Raw genomic sequence first — 15,465 nt, 5'->3', positions numbered from 1 at the left:
TTTTTTTATCTGCAACCTTTTGGCTACACTAACAGAAGCACAAAAGGAGCAGCCATGAGTAAGAAAATCCCTGTTTTTCGAGCGGATTTCACCGTACGTAATGCAGTATTACAAGAACTGGATAGGGTGGGTGAAAGCGGTTTAACGCGCGGCAAGCTGATTGCCTTTCACAGCCGTTATAAATATTTGTTGTTGGCGCATTCGCAGCCGCTCTATCGCCAGATTGGCCCTTTTGTTGCCGGGATCCATCAGTGGGACTCGCTGGAGGCCTGGTTTTCTGAATACAAACAGCGCTTATCAGCGCTGCTTTCCTGCCCGGCGACGCGCCGTAATCACACCAATGCGCTGATGCACATCCAGGGCTATTTTCGCCCACAGCTTAACGCCAGCCAGCGTGAAGAATTGACCCGGCTTATCGATAGCTACCGTCGGGGCGAGCAACCGCTGCTTGCGCCCGTTACGCTACTCAAACACTATATGCTTGAATTTCCCGACGCTTATCTGGCCGGGCAACGCTATTTCGACCTTTGTTATGGAGTTTCGGATCATTATGACCACCCATTTGGTCTGGTTTCGCGCCGACTTACGCGTACAGGATAACCTTGCGCTCGCGGCGGCCTGTCGCAACCCCAACGCACGCACCCTCGCGCTGTTTATTGCCACGCCTGAACAGTGGCGCCAGCACGGTATGGCACCGCGCCAGGCGGCCTTTATCCAGGCGCACCTTAACGGGTTGCAGCAGGCGCTGGCAGAAAGGGGCATCCCGCTGATTTACCGCGAGGCGACGGATTTTGCCGCCAGTGTACAAACGGTGGTCGAGGTGTGCGAGCGCGAGCAGGTAAGCCATCTTTTTTATAACTATCAGTATGAATTTAACGAGCGCCAGCGCGATGCGGCGCTTGAGCGCGCGCTGCCCCATGTCGCCTGCCAGGGGTTTGATGACAGCGTCATGTTAGCGCCCGGCAGCGTGGTCACCGGCAATCACCAAATGTATAAAGTGTTTACGCCGTTTAAAAACGCGTTTATACGTCGCCTGAAAGAAGATCTGCCGGAGTGTGTCGCCGCCCCGCGAGCGCGAGGGCAGGCTTTGCCCGTGCAGCCTGTGGTGTTGAACTATCCGCAGCAGGAATTTGACGCAACCCTGTTTCCCGCCGATGAAAAAAGCACCCTCGCGCGGTTACGCCACTTTTGCCAGCATCTGGCGGCAGATTATGAGCAGCAGCGTGATTTTCCCGCTATCGAAGGCACCAGCCGTTTATCGGCGGCGCTGGCGATTGGCGCGATTTCGCCTCGCCAGTGCCTGCACCGTTTATTGAAAGAGCAGCCGCAGGCGCTGGAGGGCGGCAGTGGTTCGGTCTGGCTCAATGAGCTGATATGGCGCGAGTTCTATCGCCACCTGATTACCTATAATCCATCATTATGTAAACACCGTCCTTTTATCGCCTGGACGGATAACGTGCAGTGGCAGGTTAATCAGGCGCATTTACAGGCCTGGCAAAACGGCTGCACCGGTTATCCCATTGTCGATGCAGCTATGCGCCAGCTCAATGCAACGGGCTGGATGCATAACAGACTGCGGATGATCACCGCCAGTTTTCTGGTGAAAGACTTACTTATCGACTGGCGTTGCGGAGAGCGTTATTTTATTTCACAGTTGATTGATGGCGATTTAGCGGCGAATAACGGCGGCTGGCAATGGGCCGCCTCAACCGGTACCGACGCGGCGCCCTATTTTCGCATTTTTAACCCCACGACCCAGGGCGAGCGCTTTGATGCACAGGGTGAATTTATCCGCCGCTGGTTGCCAGCGCTTGGCGATGTGCCGCCGAAGGCGTTGCATCAACCCTGGTTATGGGCCGATAAACACGGGGTGAGCCTCGATTATCCGCGACCCATTGTTGAGCATAAACAGGCGCGCACTGCCACCCTTGCCGCCTATGAAGCGGCCCGCAAAGCCTAATGAGAGCGACGATGAACAATATCGAACTGGAAAAATTAATTAACGAGAAGCTTAACAGTGCGGCGTTCAGCGACTACAGCCCGAATGGTCTGCAGGTTGAAGGGCGCGACACGGTGCAGAAGGTGATTACGGGCGTCACGGCAAGCCAGGCGCTGCTCGACGAAGCCGTGCGCCAGCAGGCCGACGCGGTTATTGTCCATCACGGCTATTTCTGGAAAAACGAAGCGCCTGCGGTACGCGGTATGAAGCGCAACCGACTCAAAACCCTGCTGGCCAATGATATCAACCTCTATGCCTGGCATTTACCCCTCGACGCGCACCCTGAGCTGGGCAACAACGCGCAACTGGCCGCACTTTTGGGGGTAACGGTCATGGGTGAAATAGACGCGCTGCTGCCCTGGGGCGAGCTGTCGATGCCGGTGCCGGGGCAGGAGCTGGCCTCGTGGATTGAGGCGCGCCTCGGGCGTAAACCGCTGTGGTGCGGCGATACCGGGCCGGATAACGTCAAGCGCGTGGCCTGGTGTACCGGCGGCGGCCAGAGCTTTATTGATAAGGCGGCGGAGTTCGGCGTGGATGCGTTTATCACCGGCGAAGTCTCTGAGCAAACCATTCATTCAGCCCGCGAACAAGGGCTACACTTCTATGCCGCAGGCCATCATGCTACCGAGCGCGGCGGCATTCGCGCATTGAGCGGCTGGCTGAGCGAAAATACGGACCTTGACGTCACGTTTGTTGATATTCCCAACCCGGCATAAGGAGGAAGGATGCAGAGAGCGCGTTGTTATTTATTAGGGGAGACGGCCGTTGTGCTGGAGCTGGAGCCGCCGGTGACCCTTGCCACCCAAAAACGTATCTGGCGGCTTACCCAACGGCTGGCGGAGGTGCCGGACGTGGTGGAAGCCATTCCTGGGATGAATAACATTACCGTTGTGCTGCGCGATCCTTATACGCTGGCGCTGGATGCTATCGAACGGTTGCAGCGCTGGTGGGAAGAGAGCGAGGCGCTGGAGCCGGAGTCCCGCTTAATGGATATCCCGGTGATTTATGGCGGTCGGGCTGGCCCGGATCTGGGTCTTGTGGCAGAGCATGCGGGTATGACGCAGCAGCAGGTGGTCGAGCTGCACGCATCTATTGAATATGTGGTGTGGTTTATTGGTTTCCAGCCAGGTTTTCCTTATCTGGGCGGTCTGCCACAGGCGCTTGCCACGCCACGCCGCGCCGAACCACGCGTGCGGGTACCAGCGGGAACGGTCGCAATAGGCGGTGTGCAAACCGGTATCTATCCGCTGGCGTCTCCCGGCGGCTGGAATTTAATTGGCCACACCCGCACGGTACTTTTTGACCCGCAACGCTCAGAGCCGGTATTGCTGCACCCTGGCGACAGGCTGCGCTTTATCCCGCAAAAGGAGGGTGTATGTTGAAAATTATTCACGCCGGAATGCACACCTCCTTGCAGGGCGGTAAACGGCTTGGTATGCGCCAGTCCGGGGTCAGTTACTGCGGTGCGCTGGATGGCCCGGCGTTACATATCGCGAATGCACTGGTGGGCAATGAACCCGACGCGGCGGCGCTGGAAATCACCCTCGGCCAGTGCGAGGTGGAATTTACGCAAGACGGCTGGTTTGCGCTAACCGGGGCGGGGTGTGATGCCCGGCTTGATGGTAAAGCTGTGTGGACCGGCTGGCGGCATGCGGTAAAGGCAGGGCAACGGCTGGTGTGCAAACGCCCGATACACGGCGTGCGCACTTATCTGGCGGTGGCCGGTGGGTTTGATGTGCCCAAAGTGATGGGTTCTTACAGTACCGATCTGAAAACCGGTATTGGCGGGCTGGAGGGGCGCTTACTGCGCGATGGCGATACGCTCCCGCTGGAGCGCGCCCGGCATCAGTTCCACGCGCAGCAGGGGGTAAAACAGCTTCTGTGGAGTAACCGTATTCGCGCCTTGCCAGGCCCTGAGCATCAGGAGTTCGATAAAGCGTCACAGGAAGCGTTCTGGCGTCTGCCGTGGCACCTCAGCCCGCAAAGTAACCGTATGGGTTATCGTTTGCAGGGGCAGGCGCTGGTGCGTAATACCCGGCGCGAACTGGTGTCGCACGGTTTGTTGCCAGGGGTGGTGCAGGTGCCCGCCAACGGGCAGCCGATCATCCTGATGAACGATGCCCAGACGACCGGAGGGTACCCGCGCATTGCCTGCATTATCGAAGCAGATATGTACCATCTTGCGCAAATTCCGCTTGGTCAGCCGGTGCATTTTGTCCAGTGTTCGCTGGAAGAAGCGCTGGCGGCGCGGCGCGAGCAGCAGCGTTTTCTGGAACAACTGGCCTGGCGGCTGAATTATGCAAGTTGATCTCAACGCCGACCTTGGCGAAGGCGGCGCGAACGATGCGGCATTGTTGCAGCTGGTTTCCTCGGCAAATATTGCCTGCGGTGTCCACGCGGGGGATGCGAGTACCATGCTGAGCTGCGTGCGTGAGGCGCTGCGCCGTGGCGTGGCGATTGGCGCGCATCCCTCTTTCCCGGATCGGCAGAATTTTGGTCGCACGGCGATGCAGCTGCCACCGGAGAGTGTCTATGTCTGTGTGCTTTATCAAATTGGCGCGCTGGCAGCGATAGTTCATGCCCAGGGGGGAACGCTGCGCCACGTTAAACCGCACGGCATGTTGTATAACCAGGCGGCGGATGACCCTCAGCTTGCGGATGCGATTGCTAAAGCTGTTTATGACGCCGACCCCGGTCTGTTGCTGGTGGGGCTTGCGGGCAGCGCGCTTATCGAGGCGGGAGAGCGTTATGGCCTGGCGACGCGCCAGGAGGTGTTTGCCGATCGCGGCTATCTGCCCAATGGCCGCCTGGTGCCGCGCGGCGAGCCGGGCGCATTGGTGCATGATGAAGAGACCGCGCTGGCGCAAACGCTGGAGATGGTGCTGCACGGGCGTGTGAAAAGCATCAACGGAGAATATACCCGCGTGCAGGTGCAGACGGTGTGTTTGCATGGCGATGGCGAGCAGGCGCTGTTATTCGCTCGCCGCTTACGTGAAGCCTTTGCCGGGCACGGCGTGCGTGTTTCAGCCAGTTAATAAGGGGAGAAGATGCCTGAAGGACCGGAGATCCGCCGGGCGGCGGATAAGTTAGCGGCGGCTATTGTCAATAAACCTTTAACCGATGTCTGGTTTGGTTTGCCCCGGCTTGCCGAGCAGGCCAGCGGGCTGGTAGGCCAGCAGGTCGCGCGTATTGAAACGCGTGGAAAAGCGCTGCTGACGCACTTTTCCGGCGGGCTGACGCTCTACAGCCACAATCAACTTTATGGTGTCTGGCGCGTAGTCGACGCCGGAGAAACGCCGCAAACGAACCGTATTTTGCGCGTAAAACTGGCGGCGGCGGATAACGCTATCCTGCTTTATAGCGCCTCTGATATTGCGCTGCTCACGTCTGAGCAGCTGGCGCAGCATCCATTTTTACAGCGTGTCGGGCCGGATGTGCTGGATATGTCGCTTACCGTGGCACAGGTCAGGGAACGCTTGCTTTTGCCCCGTTTTCGCCGCCGCCAGTTTGCCGCACTCCTGCTCGATCAAGCATTTCTTGCCGGGCTGGGTAACTACCTGCGTGTGGAGATCCTCTGGCAGGCGGGTCTGGACGCCCGCCACCGCGCCGCTGAGTTGAGCGACACGCAGCTTGATGTGCTGGCGCAGGCGCTGCTTGAAATCCCCAGGCTTTCCTACCAGACGCGCGGCATCGTGGATGAAAACAGGCATCACGGCGCGTTGTTTCGCTTCAAGGTGTTTCACCGGGCAGGGGAGCCGTGCGAGTGCTGCGGCACTATCATTGAGAAAACCACGCTCTCATCGCGCCCCTTTTACTGGTGCCCAGGCTGCCAGCATTAGTTTTATATAACAAAAATTCATATAAAGAGAATATAAAAAAGCCCTGAGCGCGTGCCCAGGGCTTTGTCGTTATTACGCCGTCGTGTATTAATCTTTTTTCAGATCGGATTTGAAGTCACGTTTATCGTAACCAGTATACAGCTGACGCGGACGGGCAATTTTGATGCCATCGTCGTGCATTTCGTTCCAGTGTGCAATCCAGCCTACGGTACGCGCCATCGCGAAGATAACGGTAAACATAGAAGACGGAATGCCCATCGCTTTCAGGATGATACCGGAGTAGAAGTCCACGTTCGGGTAGAGTTTGCGTTCGATAAAGTACGGGTCGTTAAGCGCGATATGCTCAAGCTCCATCGCCACTTCCAGCAGATCGTCTTTGGTGCCCAGTTCACGCAGCACTTCATGGCAGGTTTCACGCATCACGGTCGCACGCGGGTCATAGTTTTTATAAACACGGTGACCAAAGCCCATCAGACGGAACGAATCGTTCTTATCTTTGGCGCGACGCAGGAATTCCGGGATATGTTTCACGGAACTGATCTCTTCGAGCATTTTCAGCGCCGCTTCGTTCGCACCGCCGTGCGCCGGTCCCCACAGGGAGGCGATGCCTGCCGCGATACAGGCAAACGGGTTCGCGCCGGAAGAGCCTGCGGTACGTACTGTTGAGGTGGACGCATTCTGCTCGTGATCGGCGTGCAGGATCAGGATGCGGTCCATTGCGCGTTCCAGCACCGGGTTCACTTCATAGTTTTCGCACGGGGTGGCGAACATCATATGCAGGAAGTTACCGGCGTAGGAGAGATCATTGCGAGGGTACACAAAAGGTTGCCCGATGGAGTACTTGTAACACATTGCCGCAACGGTCGGCATTTTAGACAGCAGGCGGAAGGCTGCAATTTCACGATGGCGCGGGTTATTGACATCCAGCGAGTCGTGATAGAACGCGGCCAGCGCGCCGGTCACACCGCACAGCACCGCCATGGGGTGAGAATCGCGGCGGAAGCCGTGGAACAGACGAGTAATCTGCTCATGAATCATGGTGTGACGGGTAACAGTCAGTTTAAATTCGTCGAACTGCGCTTGCGTGGGTTTTTCGCCGTACAGCAGGATGTAACTGACTTCCAGATAGTTGGAGTCGGTCGCCAGTTGGTCGATCGGGAAGCCGCGATGCAGCAGGATACCTTCATCACCATCAATAAACGTAATTTTAGATTCGCACGATGCGGTAGAGGTGAAACCAGGGTCAAAAGTGAATACGCCTTTTGAACCGAGGCTACGGATATCAATAACATCCTGACCGAGCGTACCTTTTAGCACATCCAGTTCAATAGCAGCGTCACCGTTATAGGTGATATTTGCTTTTTTATCAGACATTTACAGTCTCCTTAGCGCCTTGTTGCTTAAGACCACCGTCAGCAGCATTGCTTTCGTCTGTCGGCCAACGTTACCAGTTTGTTATTTTGCTCTCAGCTCTGTGTAGAGGAGGATACCAGGGTACAGAGCGGTGGGCGCATGCAGGTACACATTGAAAATACAGCGAAATTACAGCAAATCAGCGTGCAAGTGATCCGAATTTATCAAACCTGACTATCACTATTAACTGTCCTGAATACTTCGGTCAATACCATCACACTGTTACATAACTTATTCTCAGGTGAAAGGAAGACCCCATAACTTTTGAGAATTATAAGCCCTTTCTGGCGTTGTTTGTAACAAGAATGTTTAACTTTTGTCAAATCAGATGATTAATATTTAAAAAAATGTAGTTATCGTGACCTTCGTCACTGTTCTGCATAAAACCCGACAAACTATATGTAGGTTAATTGTAATGATTTTGTGAACGACCTATACTGCGGCCAGGTCTCCGGAATACCCTGCAATCCCGAGCCACCCAGCGTTGTAACCTGTCGTTTAGCATCTGGAAGCTAATTTTTTTGCATGACGAGCAGTTATAGAAAAGGACGCTGTCTGACCCGCACGCAGACCGGAGGAAGGAAACTATAAGAATAGCATGTGGGCGTTATTCATGATAAAAAATGTGAAAAAACAAAGACCTGTCAACCTGGATCTGACAACCATCCGGTTTCCTGTTACGGCTATAGCTTCCATTCTCCACCGCGTTTCCGGTGTCATCACGTTTGTGGCGATCGGTATTCTGCTGTGGGTTTTGGGTCTGTCTCTCTCTTCAGAAGAGGGCTTTTACGCCGCCTCTGAAATGATGAGCGGTTTCTTCGCCAAATTCATTATGTGGGGCATTCTGACTGCGCTGGCGTACCACGCGGTTGGCGGCATTCGCCACATGCTGATGGATTTCGGCGCACTGGAAGAAACCTTTGCAGCAGGTAAACGGTCGGCAAACCTCTCTTTTGCAATCACTGTCGTGCTTTCAATTCTCGCAGGAGTCCTCGTATGGTAAGCAACGCCTCCGCATTAGGACGCAACGGCGTACATGACTTTATCCTTGTCCGCGCTACTGCCATCGTCCTGACGCTATATATCATTTATATGGTGGGTTTCTTTGCCATAAACAGCGAAGTCACTTTCGAAGTCTGGACCGGGTTTTTCTCCTCCGCTTTCACCAAAGTCTTCACCCTGCTGGCGCTGTTTTCGATTTTAATTCATGCCTGGATTGGCATGTGGCAGGTGTTGACCGACTACGTTAAATCAGTGGCGCTTCGCCTGACATTGCAACTGGTTATTGTTGTTGCACTGGCGGTTTACGTAATTTATGGATTTGTTGTGGTGTGGGGTGTGTAATGAATTTGCCAGTCAGAGAGTTTGATGCGGTTGTAATTGGCGCAGGCGGCGCAGGTATGCGCGCAGCGCTACAAATTTCCCAAAGCGGCCAGACATGCGCGCTGCTTTCCAAAGTTTTCCCGACCCGTTCCCATACTGTATCCGCGCAGGGCGGTATTACCGTTGCGCTGGGCAATACCCATGAAGATAACTGGGAATGGCACATGTACGATACGGTAAAAGGTTCCGATTATATCGGCGACCAGGATGCCATCGAATATATGTGTAAGACCGGCCCGGAAGCGATTCTGGAACTGGAACATATGGGTCTGCCGTTCTCCCGTCTTGATGATGGTCGTATCTATCAGCGCCCGTTTGGCGGCCAGTCGAAGAACTTCGGCGGCGAGCAGGCGGCGCGTACAGCGGCAGCGGCTGACCGTACCGGCCATGCCCTGCTGCACACCCTTTATCAACAGAATTTGAAAAACCATACGACGATTTTTTCCGAATGGTATGCGCTGGATCTGGTGAAAAACCAGGATGGCGCGGTGGTTGGCTGTACGGCGCTGTGCATTGAAACCGGTGAAGTGGTGTACTTCAAAGCGCGTGCAACCGTGCTGGCAACCGGCGGCGCGGGGCGTATTTATCAGTCCACTACCAACGCCCATATCAATACTGGCGACGGCGTCGGTATGGCACTGCGCGCGGGTGTGCCGGTGCAGGATATGGAGATGTGGCAGTTCCACCCAACCGGGATCGCCGGAGCCGGGGTACTGGTCACCGAAGGTTGCCGTGGTGAAGGCGGTTACCTGCTGAATAAACATGGCGAGCGCTTTATGGAGCGTTATGCGCCGAACGCGAAAGATCTGGCGGGCCGCGACGTGGTTGCGCGCTCGATTATGATTGAAATCCGCGAAGGGCGTGGTTGCGATGGCCCGTGGGGGCCGCACGCCAAACTGAAACTGGATCACCTGGGTAAAGAGGTGCTGGAGTCACGCCTGCCGGGGATCCTTGAGCTGTCGCGCACGTTTGCGCACGTCGATCCGGTGAAAGAGCCTATCCCGGTGATCCCGACCTGCCACTATATGATGGGCGGTATTCCGACCAAAGTGACCGGTCAGGCGCTGACGGTGAACGAGCAGGGCGAAGATGTGGTCGTGCCTGGCCTGTTTGCGGTGGGCGAAATCGCCTGCGTATCGGTGCACGGTGCTAACCGCCTCGGCGGCAACTCCCTGCTGGATCTGGTGGTCTTTGGTCGCGCGGCGGGTCTGCATTTGCAGGAATCTATCGCCGAGCAGGGCGCGCTGCGCGATGCCAGCGAGTCGGATATCGAGGCGTCTCTGGCGCGCCTGAACCGCTGGAATAACAACCGTGACGGTGAAGATCCGGTCACCATCCGCAAAGCGCTGCAAGAGTGCATGCAGCATAACTTCTCGGTGTTCCGCGAAGGGGATGCGATGGCAAAAGGTCTTGAGCAGCTTAAAGTTATCCGCGAGCGCCTGAAAAACGCCCGTCTTGACGATACCTCTTCCGAGTTTAATACCCAGCGCGTTGAGTGCCTGGAGCTGGATAACCTGATGGAAACCGCCTATGCAACCGCTGTTTCCGCGAACTTCCGTACCGAGAGCCGTGGCGCGCATAGCCGCTTCGACTATCCGGATCGTGACGATGAGAACTGGCTGTGCCACTCCCTGTATCTGCCTGATACGGAGTCCATGACGCGTCGCAGCGTCAATATGGAGCCGAAACTGCGTCCGGCGTTCCCGCCGAAGATTCGTACTTATTAATGCGGAGACAGGATAATGAAACTCGAATTTTCTATTTATCGTTATAACCCGGATGTTGATGACGCTCCGCGCATGCAGGATTACACCCTGGAGGGCGAAGAGGGCCGCGACATGATGCTGCTGGATGCGTTAATCCAGCTGAAAGAAAAAGATCCTACGCTGGCTTTTCGCCGCTCCTGCCGTGAAGGGGTGTGTGGTTCCGATGGTTTGAATATGAATGGCAAGAATGGTCTTGCCTGTATCACGCCAGTTTCCGCGCTTGGCAACGGCAAGCAGAAGATTGTTATTCGTCCTTTGCCGGGTCTGCCAGTTATTCGCGATTTGGTGGTGGACATGGGGCAATTCTATGCCCAATATGAGAAAATCAAGCCTTACTTGTTGAATAATGGGCAAAATCCGCCGGCCAGAGAGCATCTTCAGTCTCCGGGTCAGCGTGAAAAACTCGATGGGTTGTATGAGTGCATTCTGTGCGCTTGTTGCTCAACGTCTTGCCCGTCATTCTGGTGGAATCCTGAGAAGTTTATCGGCCCGGCGGGCTTGCTGGCTGCTTATCGTTTCCTGATTGACAGCCGCGATACCGAAACCGATAAGCGTCTGGACGGTTTGAGCGACGCTTTCAGCGTATTCCGCTGCCATAGCATCATGAACTGCGTCAGTGTATGTCCTAAGGGGCTGAACCCGACGCGCGCCATCGGCCATATCAAGTCGATGTTGCTGCAACGTAACGCGTAAGAACGCATAAGTAAGCAGGTCTGTCTCCTCCCGGCAAATGTCGGGAGGAGAGAACAAAAACCAGGGAATGGGAAGCAGGAAATCTTTAAAAGCTGTTGTATATAAAAATAATCGAGATGTTTGGAGCGAGACAAGGCAGCCAACATAGTCGCAGCCCAAACAGCGAAGATTAAGGCAGTTTTTAAAGGTTCCTTCGCGGGCCACTCAAGAGCCCGCAAGTGAACCCTGGGACGTACGCTACTCGCATACGTCGAAGTTATCCACGGCGAAGTAAGCATAATATGCTTAAGGGATCACGATGCAGAACGGCGCAATGAAAGCCTGGCTGGACTCTTCTTACCTCTCTGGGTCTAACCAGAGCTGGATAGAACAGCTCTATGAAGACTTCTTAACCGACCCTGACTCGGTAGATGCTAACTGGCGTTCCATGTTCCAGCAGTTACCAGGTACCGGAGTCAAACCGGATCAAATCCATTCAAAAACACGTGATTATTTCCGTCAGCTGGCGAAAGATGCCTCACGTTATTCCTCCTCAATTTCTGACCCTGATACCAACACCAAACAGGTTAAAGTCCTGCAGTTGATCAATGCCTACCGTTTCCGTGGCCATCAGCAAGCGAACCTTGATCCGCTGGGGCTGTGGCAGCAAGAAACGGTGGCTGACCTCGACCCGGCGTTTCACGATCTGACCGAAGCGGATTTCGCGAATACCTTCAATGTTGGTTCGTTTGCCATCGGCAAAGACACGATGCCGCTGGGCGAGCTGATCAAAGCGCTGAAAGATACCTATTGTGGTTCTATTGGCGCGGAATATATGCACATCACCAGCACTGAAGAGAAACGCTGGATCCAGCAACGCATTGAATCGGCGGCGGGTAAAGCGAACTTCAGCGCAGAAGAGAAAAAGCGCTTTTTAAGCGAACTGACCGCAGCCGAAGGGCTGGAGCGTTACCTGGGCGCAAAATTCCCGGGGGCGAAACGTTTCTCGCTTGAGGGCGGCGATGCGCTGGTGCCGATGCTCAAAGAGATGATCCGCCACGCTGGCAACAGCGGCACCCGTGAAGTGGTGCTGGGTATGGCGCACCGTGGTCGTCTGAACGTGCTGATTAACGTGCTGGGTAAAAAACCGCAGGATCTGTTCGACGAGTTTGCCGGTAAGCATAAAGAGCACCTGGGCACGGGTGATGTGAAATACCATATGGGCTTCTCGTCTGACGTGGAAACCGAAGGCGGCCTGGTGCACCTGGCGCTGGCGTTTAACCCGTCGCATCTTGAAATCGTAAGCCCGGTAGTGATTGGTTCTGTGCGCGCGCGTCTCGATCGTCTCGCCGAGCCGAGCAGCAATAAAGTGCTGCCGATTACCATCCACGGCGACGCAGCGGTAGCCGGGCAGGGCGTGGTGCAGGAAACCCTGAACATGTCCAAAGCGCGCGGCTACGAAGTGGGCGGTACCGTGCGTATCGTTATCAACAACCAGGTGGGTTTCACCACGTCCAACCCGCTGGATGCGCGCTCCACGCCGTACTGTACTGATATCGGGAAAATGGTGCAGGCGCCGATTTTCCACGTCAACGCAGACGACCCGGAGGCGGTGGCTTTCGTGACCCGCGTGGCGCTCGATTTCCGTAACACGTTTAAACGCGACGTGTTTATCGATCTGGTGTGCTACCGCCGTCATGGCCATAACGAAGCCGACGAGCCGAGCGCAACCCAGCCGCTGATGTATCAGAAAATCAAAAAGCACCCGACGCCGCGTAAAATCTACGCCGACCGTCTGGAGCAGGAAAAAATCATTACGCTTGAAGACGCGACCGAGCAGGTCAATCTCTATCGCGACGCGCTGGATGAAGGCGAATGCGTGGTGAAAGAGTGGCGTCCGATGAATATGCACTCCTTTACCTGGTCGCCATACCTTAACCATGAGTGGGACGAAAGCTACCCGAACAAGGTCGAGATGAAGCGCCTGCAGGAGCTGGCAAAACGCATCAGTACGGTGCCGGATGCCATCGAAATGCAGTCTCGCGTGGCAAAAATTTACAACGATCGCCAACTGATGGCCTCCGGCGAAAAACTGTTCGACTGGGGCGGCGCAGAGATGCTGGCTTACGCCACGCTGGTTGACGAAGGCATTCCGATTCGTATCTCGGGTGAAGACTCCGGTCGCGGCACGTTCTTCCACCGCCACGCGGTTGTTCATAATCAGGCGAATGGTTCCACCTACACGCCGTTGCAACATATTCACAATGGGCAAGGCCCGTTCCGTGTCTGGGACTCGGTGCTGTCTGAAGAAGCGGTGCTGGCGTTTGAATATGGCTACGCCACCGCAGAGCCGCGCACGCTGACTATCTGGGAAGCGCAGTTTGGCGACTTCGCCAACGGCGCGCAGGTCGTTATCGACCAGTTCATCAGCTCCGGCGAGCAGAAATGGGGCCGTATGTGCGGTCTGGTGATGCTGCTGCCGCACGGTTACGAAGGGCAGGGGCCGGAGCACTCCTCCGCACGTCTGGAGCGTTACCTGCAACTGTGCGCTGAGCAGAACATGCAGGTGTGCGTACCGTCCACCCCGGCACAGGTCTACCACATGCTGCGTCGCCAGGCGCTGCGCGGTATGCGCCGCCCGCTGGTGGTGATGTCGCCGAAATCGCTGCTGCGCCATCCGCAAGCGGTCTCCACGCTGGATGAGCTGGCAAACGGCACCTTTATGCCGGCGATCGGTGAAATAGACGATCTGGATCCGCAAGCTGTAAAACGCGTTATCCTTTGTTCTGGTAAGGTTTATTACGATCTGCTGGAGCTGCGTCGTAAAAACGACCAGAAGGATGTCGCGATTGTGCGTATCGAACAGCTGTATCCGTTCCCGCACCAGTCCGTGCAGGAAGCGTTGAAACCTTATGCCCACGTGCATGATTTTGTCTGGTGTCAGGAAGAGCCGCTCAACCAGGGCGCATGGTACTGCAGCCAGCATCATTTCCGTGAGGTGATTCCATTTGGGGCTTCTCTGCGTTATGCAGGCCGCCCGGCCTCCGCCTCTCCGGCGGTGGGGTATATGTCCGTTCACCAGAAGCAGCAACAAGATCTGGTAAATGACGCGCTGAACGTCGATTAAATAAAGGATAGAAAATGAGTAGCGTAGATATTCTTGTTCCTGACCTGCCCGAGTCCGTAGCTGATGCGACCGTTGCAACCTGGCACAAAAAACCTGGCGATAGCGTACAGCGCGATGAAGTCCTGGTAGAGATCGAAACAGACAAAGTGGTACTGGAAGTACCGGCGTCAGCCGACGGCATCCTGGATGCGGTGCTGGAAGACGAAGGGACGACCGTCACCTCTCGCCAGATCCTGGGCCGCCTGCGCGAAGGCAACAGCGCGGGTAAAGAGAGCAGCGCTAAATCAGAAGCGAAAGAAGCGACCCCGGCTCAGCGTCAGCAGGCGTCTTTGGAAGAGCAGAGCAATGATGCGCTCAGCCCGGCGATTCGTCGCCTGCTGGCCGAGCATAATCTTGATGCCAGCGCTATCAAAGGCACCGGCGTAGGCGGGCGTATCACCCGTGAAGATGTGGATAAACATCTGGCGAAAGGTCCGGCGAAAAAAGAAGAGAAACCGGCAGCAGCACCTGCAAGCAGCCCGGCACCGCAGCTGGGTAGCCGCTCTGAAAAACGCGTGCCGATGACCCGTCTGCGTAAACGTGTTGCGGAACGTCTGCTCGAAGCGAAAAACTCTACCGCGATGCTGACGACGTTTAACGAAGTCAACATGAAGCCAATTATGGACCTGCGTAAGCAATACGGTGAAGCGTTTGAAAAACGTCACGGTATTCGTCTGGGCTTTATGTCTTTCTATGTGAAAGCGGTGGTTGAAGCACTGAAACGCTTCCCGGAAGTGAATGCATCGATTGATGGCGATGATGTTGTTTACCACAACTATTTCGATGTCAGTATGGCGGTTTCCACGCCGCGCGGCCTGGTGACCCCGGTTCTGCGTGATGTGGATACGCTGGGCATGGCGGATATCGAGAAGAAAATCAAAGAGCTGGCGCTAAAAGGCCGTGACGGCAAACTGACCGTTGAAGACCTGACCGGCGGCAACTTCACCATCACTAACGGTGGCGTGTTCGGCTCGCTGATGTCTACGCCTATCATCAACCCGCCGCAGAGTGCAATCCTGGGTATGCACGCTATCAAAGATCGCCCAATGGCCATCAATGGCAAGGTTGAGATCCTGCCGATGATGTACCTGGCGCTCTCTTACGATCACCGTCTGATTGATGGTCGTGAGTCGGTTGGCTTCCTGGTGGCTATCAAAGATATGCTCGAAGATCCAACACGCCTGCTGCTGGATGTGTAGTAAATAGCGCCGTTTGTGCCCGGCGACA

15 protein-coding genes are annotated in these 15,465 nt (G+C 55.6%); 13 read left to right on the top strand and 2 right to left on the bottom strand.

Annotated elements, in window-relative coordinates; translation table 11 throughout:
- Positions 1-54: 54 nt before the first annotated feature.
- The 7 genes from ACTU3N_RS06600 to nei are packed head-to-tail and all read left to right on the top strand — an operon-like array spanning position 55 to position 5,838.
- Positions 55-600: a DUF1722 domain-containing protein gene (locus ACTU3N_RS06600; RefSeq protein WP_443085340.1), complete on the top strand. Its 546-nt coding sequence runs from the start codon at positions 55-57 to the stop codon at positions 598-600.
- Positions 551-1,960, top strand: a complete 1,410-nt coding sequence (gene phrB, locus ACTU3N_RS06595) for a deoxyribodipyrimidine photo-lyase (protein WP_443085339.1) — start codon at positions 551-553, stop codon at positions 1,958-1,960. The genes ACTU3N_RS06600 and phrB overlap by 50 nt, the downstream gene beginning before the upstream one ends.
- A gap of 11 nt (positions 1,961-1,971) precedes the next feature.
- Positions 1,972-2,715 carry a type 2 GTP cyclohydrolase I gene (locus tag ACTU3N_RS06590; RefSeq protein ID WP_443085338.1) on the top strand — a complete coding sequence of 248 codons (744 nt, stop codon included), beginning with the start codon at positions 1,972-1,974 and terminating at the stop codon, positions 2,713-2,715.
- Positions 2,716-2,724: 9 nt separating this feature from the next.
- Positions 2,725-3,381, top strand: coding sequence for a 5-oxoprolinase subunit PxpB (gene pxpB, locus ACTU3N_RS06585; RefSeq protein WP_443085337.1), 657 nt, complete (start codon positions 2,725-2,727; stop codon positions 3,379-3,381).
- Entirely contained in the window at positions 3,375-4,307 is a 933-nt protein-coding gene (gene pxpC / locus ACTU3N_RS06580) for a 5-oxoprolinase subunit PxpC (RefSeq protein WP_443085336.1), read from the top strand. Before pxpB ends, pxpC begins: the two co-directional genes overlap by 7 nt.
- Positions 4,297-5,034: a 5-oxoprolinase subunit PxpA gene (gene pxpA, locus ACTU3N_RS06575; RefSeq protein ID WP_443085335.1), complete on the top strand. Its 738-nt coding sequence runs from the start codon at positions 4,297-4,299 to the stop codon at positions 5,032-5,034. The genes pxpC and pxpA overlap by 11 nt, the downstream gene beginning before the upstream one ends.
- Before the next feature lie 12 nt (positions 5,035-5,046).
- Complete coding sequence (gene nei, locus ACTU3N_RS06570; protein ID WP_443085334.1) at positions 5,047-5,838, top strand: endonuclease VIII; 792 nt, start codon at positions 5,047-5,049, stop codon at positions 5,836-5,838.
- An 87-nt stretch (positions 5,839-5,925) separates the two neighbouring features.
- Here the strand turns inward: nei and ACTU3N_RS06565 are convergent, their stop codons facing one another.
- Positions 5,926-7,212, bottom strand: coding sequence for a citrate synthase (locus tag ACTU3N_RS06565; RefSeq protein WP_443085333.1), 1,287 nt, complete (start codon positions 7,210-7,212; stop codon positions 5,926-5,928).
- A gap of 203 nt (positions 7,213-7,415) precedes the next feature.
- Positions 7,416-7,574: a hypothetical protein gene (locus ACTU3N_RS06560; protein ID WP_443085332.1), complete on the bottom strand. Its 159-nt coding sequence runs from the start codon at positions 7,572-7,574 to the stop codon at positions 7,416-7,418.
- Between the two features lie 275 nt (positions 7,575-7,849).
- Between ACTU3N_RS06560 and sdhC the strand changes: the two genes are divergently transcribed.
- The 6 genes from sdhC to odhB all read left to right on the top strand — a co-directional run bounded on the left by sdhC (position 7,850) and on the right by odhB (position 15,437).
- Positions 7,850-8,254 carry a succinate dehydrogenase cytochrome b556 subunit gene (gene sdhC, locus ACTU3N_RS06555; RefSeq protein ID WP_443085331.1) on the top strand — a complete coding sequence of 135 codons (405 nt, stop codon included), beginning with the start codon at positions 7,850-7,852 and terminating at the stop codon, positions 8,252-8,254.
- Positions 8,248-8,595: a succinate dehydrogenase membrane anchor subunit gene (sdhD, locus tag ACTU3N_RS06550; RefSeq protein WP_443085330.1), complete on the top strand. Its 348-nt coding sequence runs from the start codon at positions 8,248-8,250 to the stop codon at positions 8,593-8,595. Before sdhC ends, sdhD begins: the two co-directional genes overlap by 7 nt.
- Positions 8,595-10,361: a succinate dehydrogenase flavoprotein subunit gene (gene sdhA, locus ACTU3N_RS06545; RefSeq protein ID WP_443085329.1), complete on the top strand. Its 1,767-nt coding sequence runs from the start codon at positions 8,595-8,597 to the stop codon at positions 10,359-10,361. Before sdhD ends, sdhA begins: the two co-directional genes overlap by 1 nt.
- A gap of 15 nt (positions 10,362-10,376) precedes the next feature.
- A complete protein-coding gene (locus ACTU3N_RS06540; RefSeq protein WP_443085328.1) occupies positions 10,377-11,093 on the top strand; it encodes a succinate dehydrogenase iron-sulfur subunit in 717 nt (238 codons plus the stop codon).
- Between the two features lie 298 nt (positions 11,094-11,391).
- On the top strand, positions 11,392-14,199 hold the full coding sequence (sucA, locus tag ACTU3N_RS06535) for a 2-oxoglutarate dehydrogenase E1 component (RefSeq protein ID WP_443085327.1): 2,808 nt from the start codon (positions 11,392-11,394) through the stop codon (positions 14,197-14,199).
- A 14-nt stretch (positions 14,200-14,213) separates the two neighbouring features.
- On the top strand, positions 14,214-15,437 hold the full coding sequence (odhB, locus tag ACTU3N_RS06530) for a 2-oxoglutarate dehydrogenase complex dihydrolipoyllysine-residue succinyltransferase (RefSeq protein ID WP_443085326.1): 1,224 nt from the start codon (positions 14,214-14,216) through the stop codon (positions 15,435-15,437).
- The last annotated feature ends 28 nt before the right edge of the window (positions 15,438-15,465 follow it).

The organism is Vagococcus sp. WN89Y, from assembly GCF_052220145.1.
GTDB lineage: Bacteria > Pseudomonadota > Gammaproteobacteria > Enterobacterales > Enterobacteriaceae > Kosakonia.
This window is presented reverse-complemented; position numbering and strand designations above follow the sequence as displayed.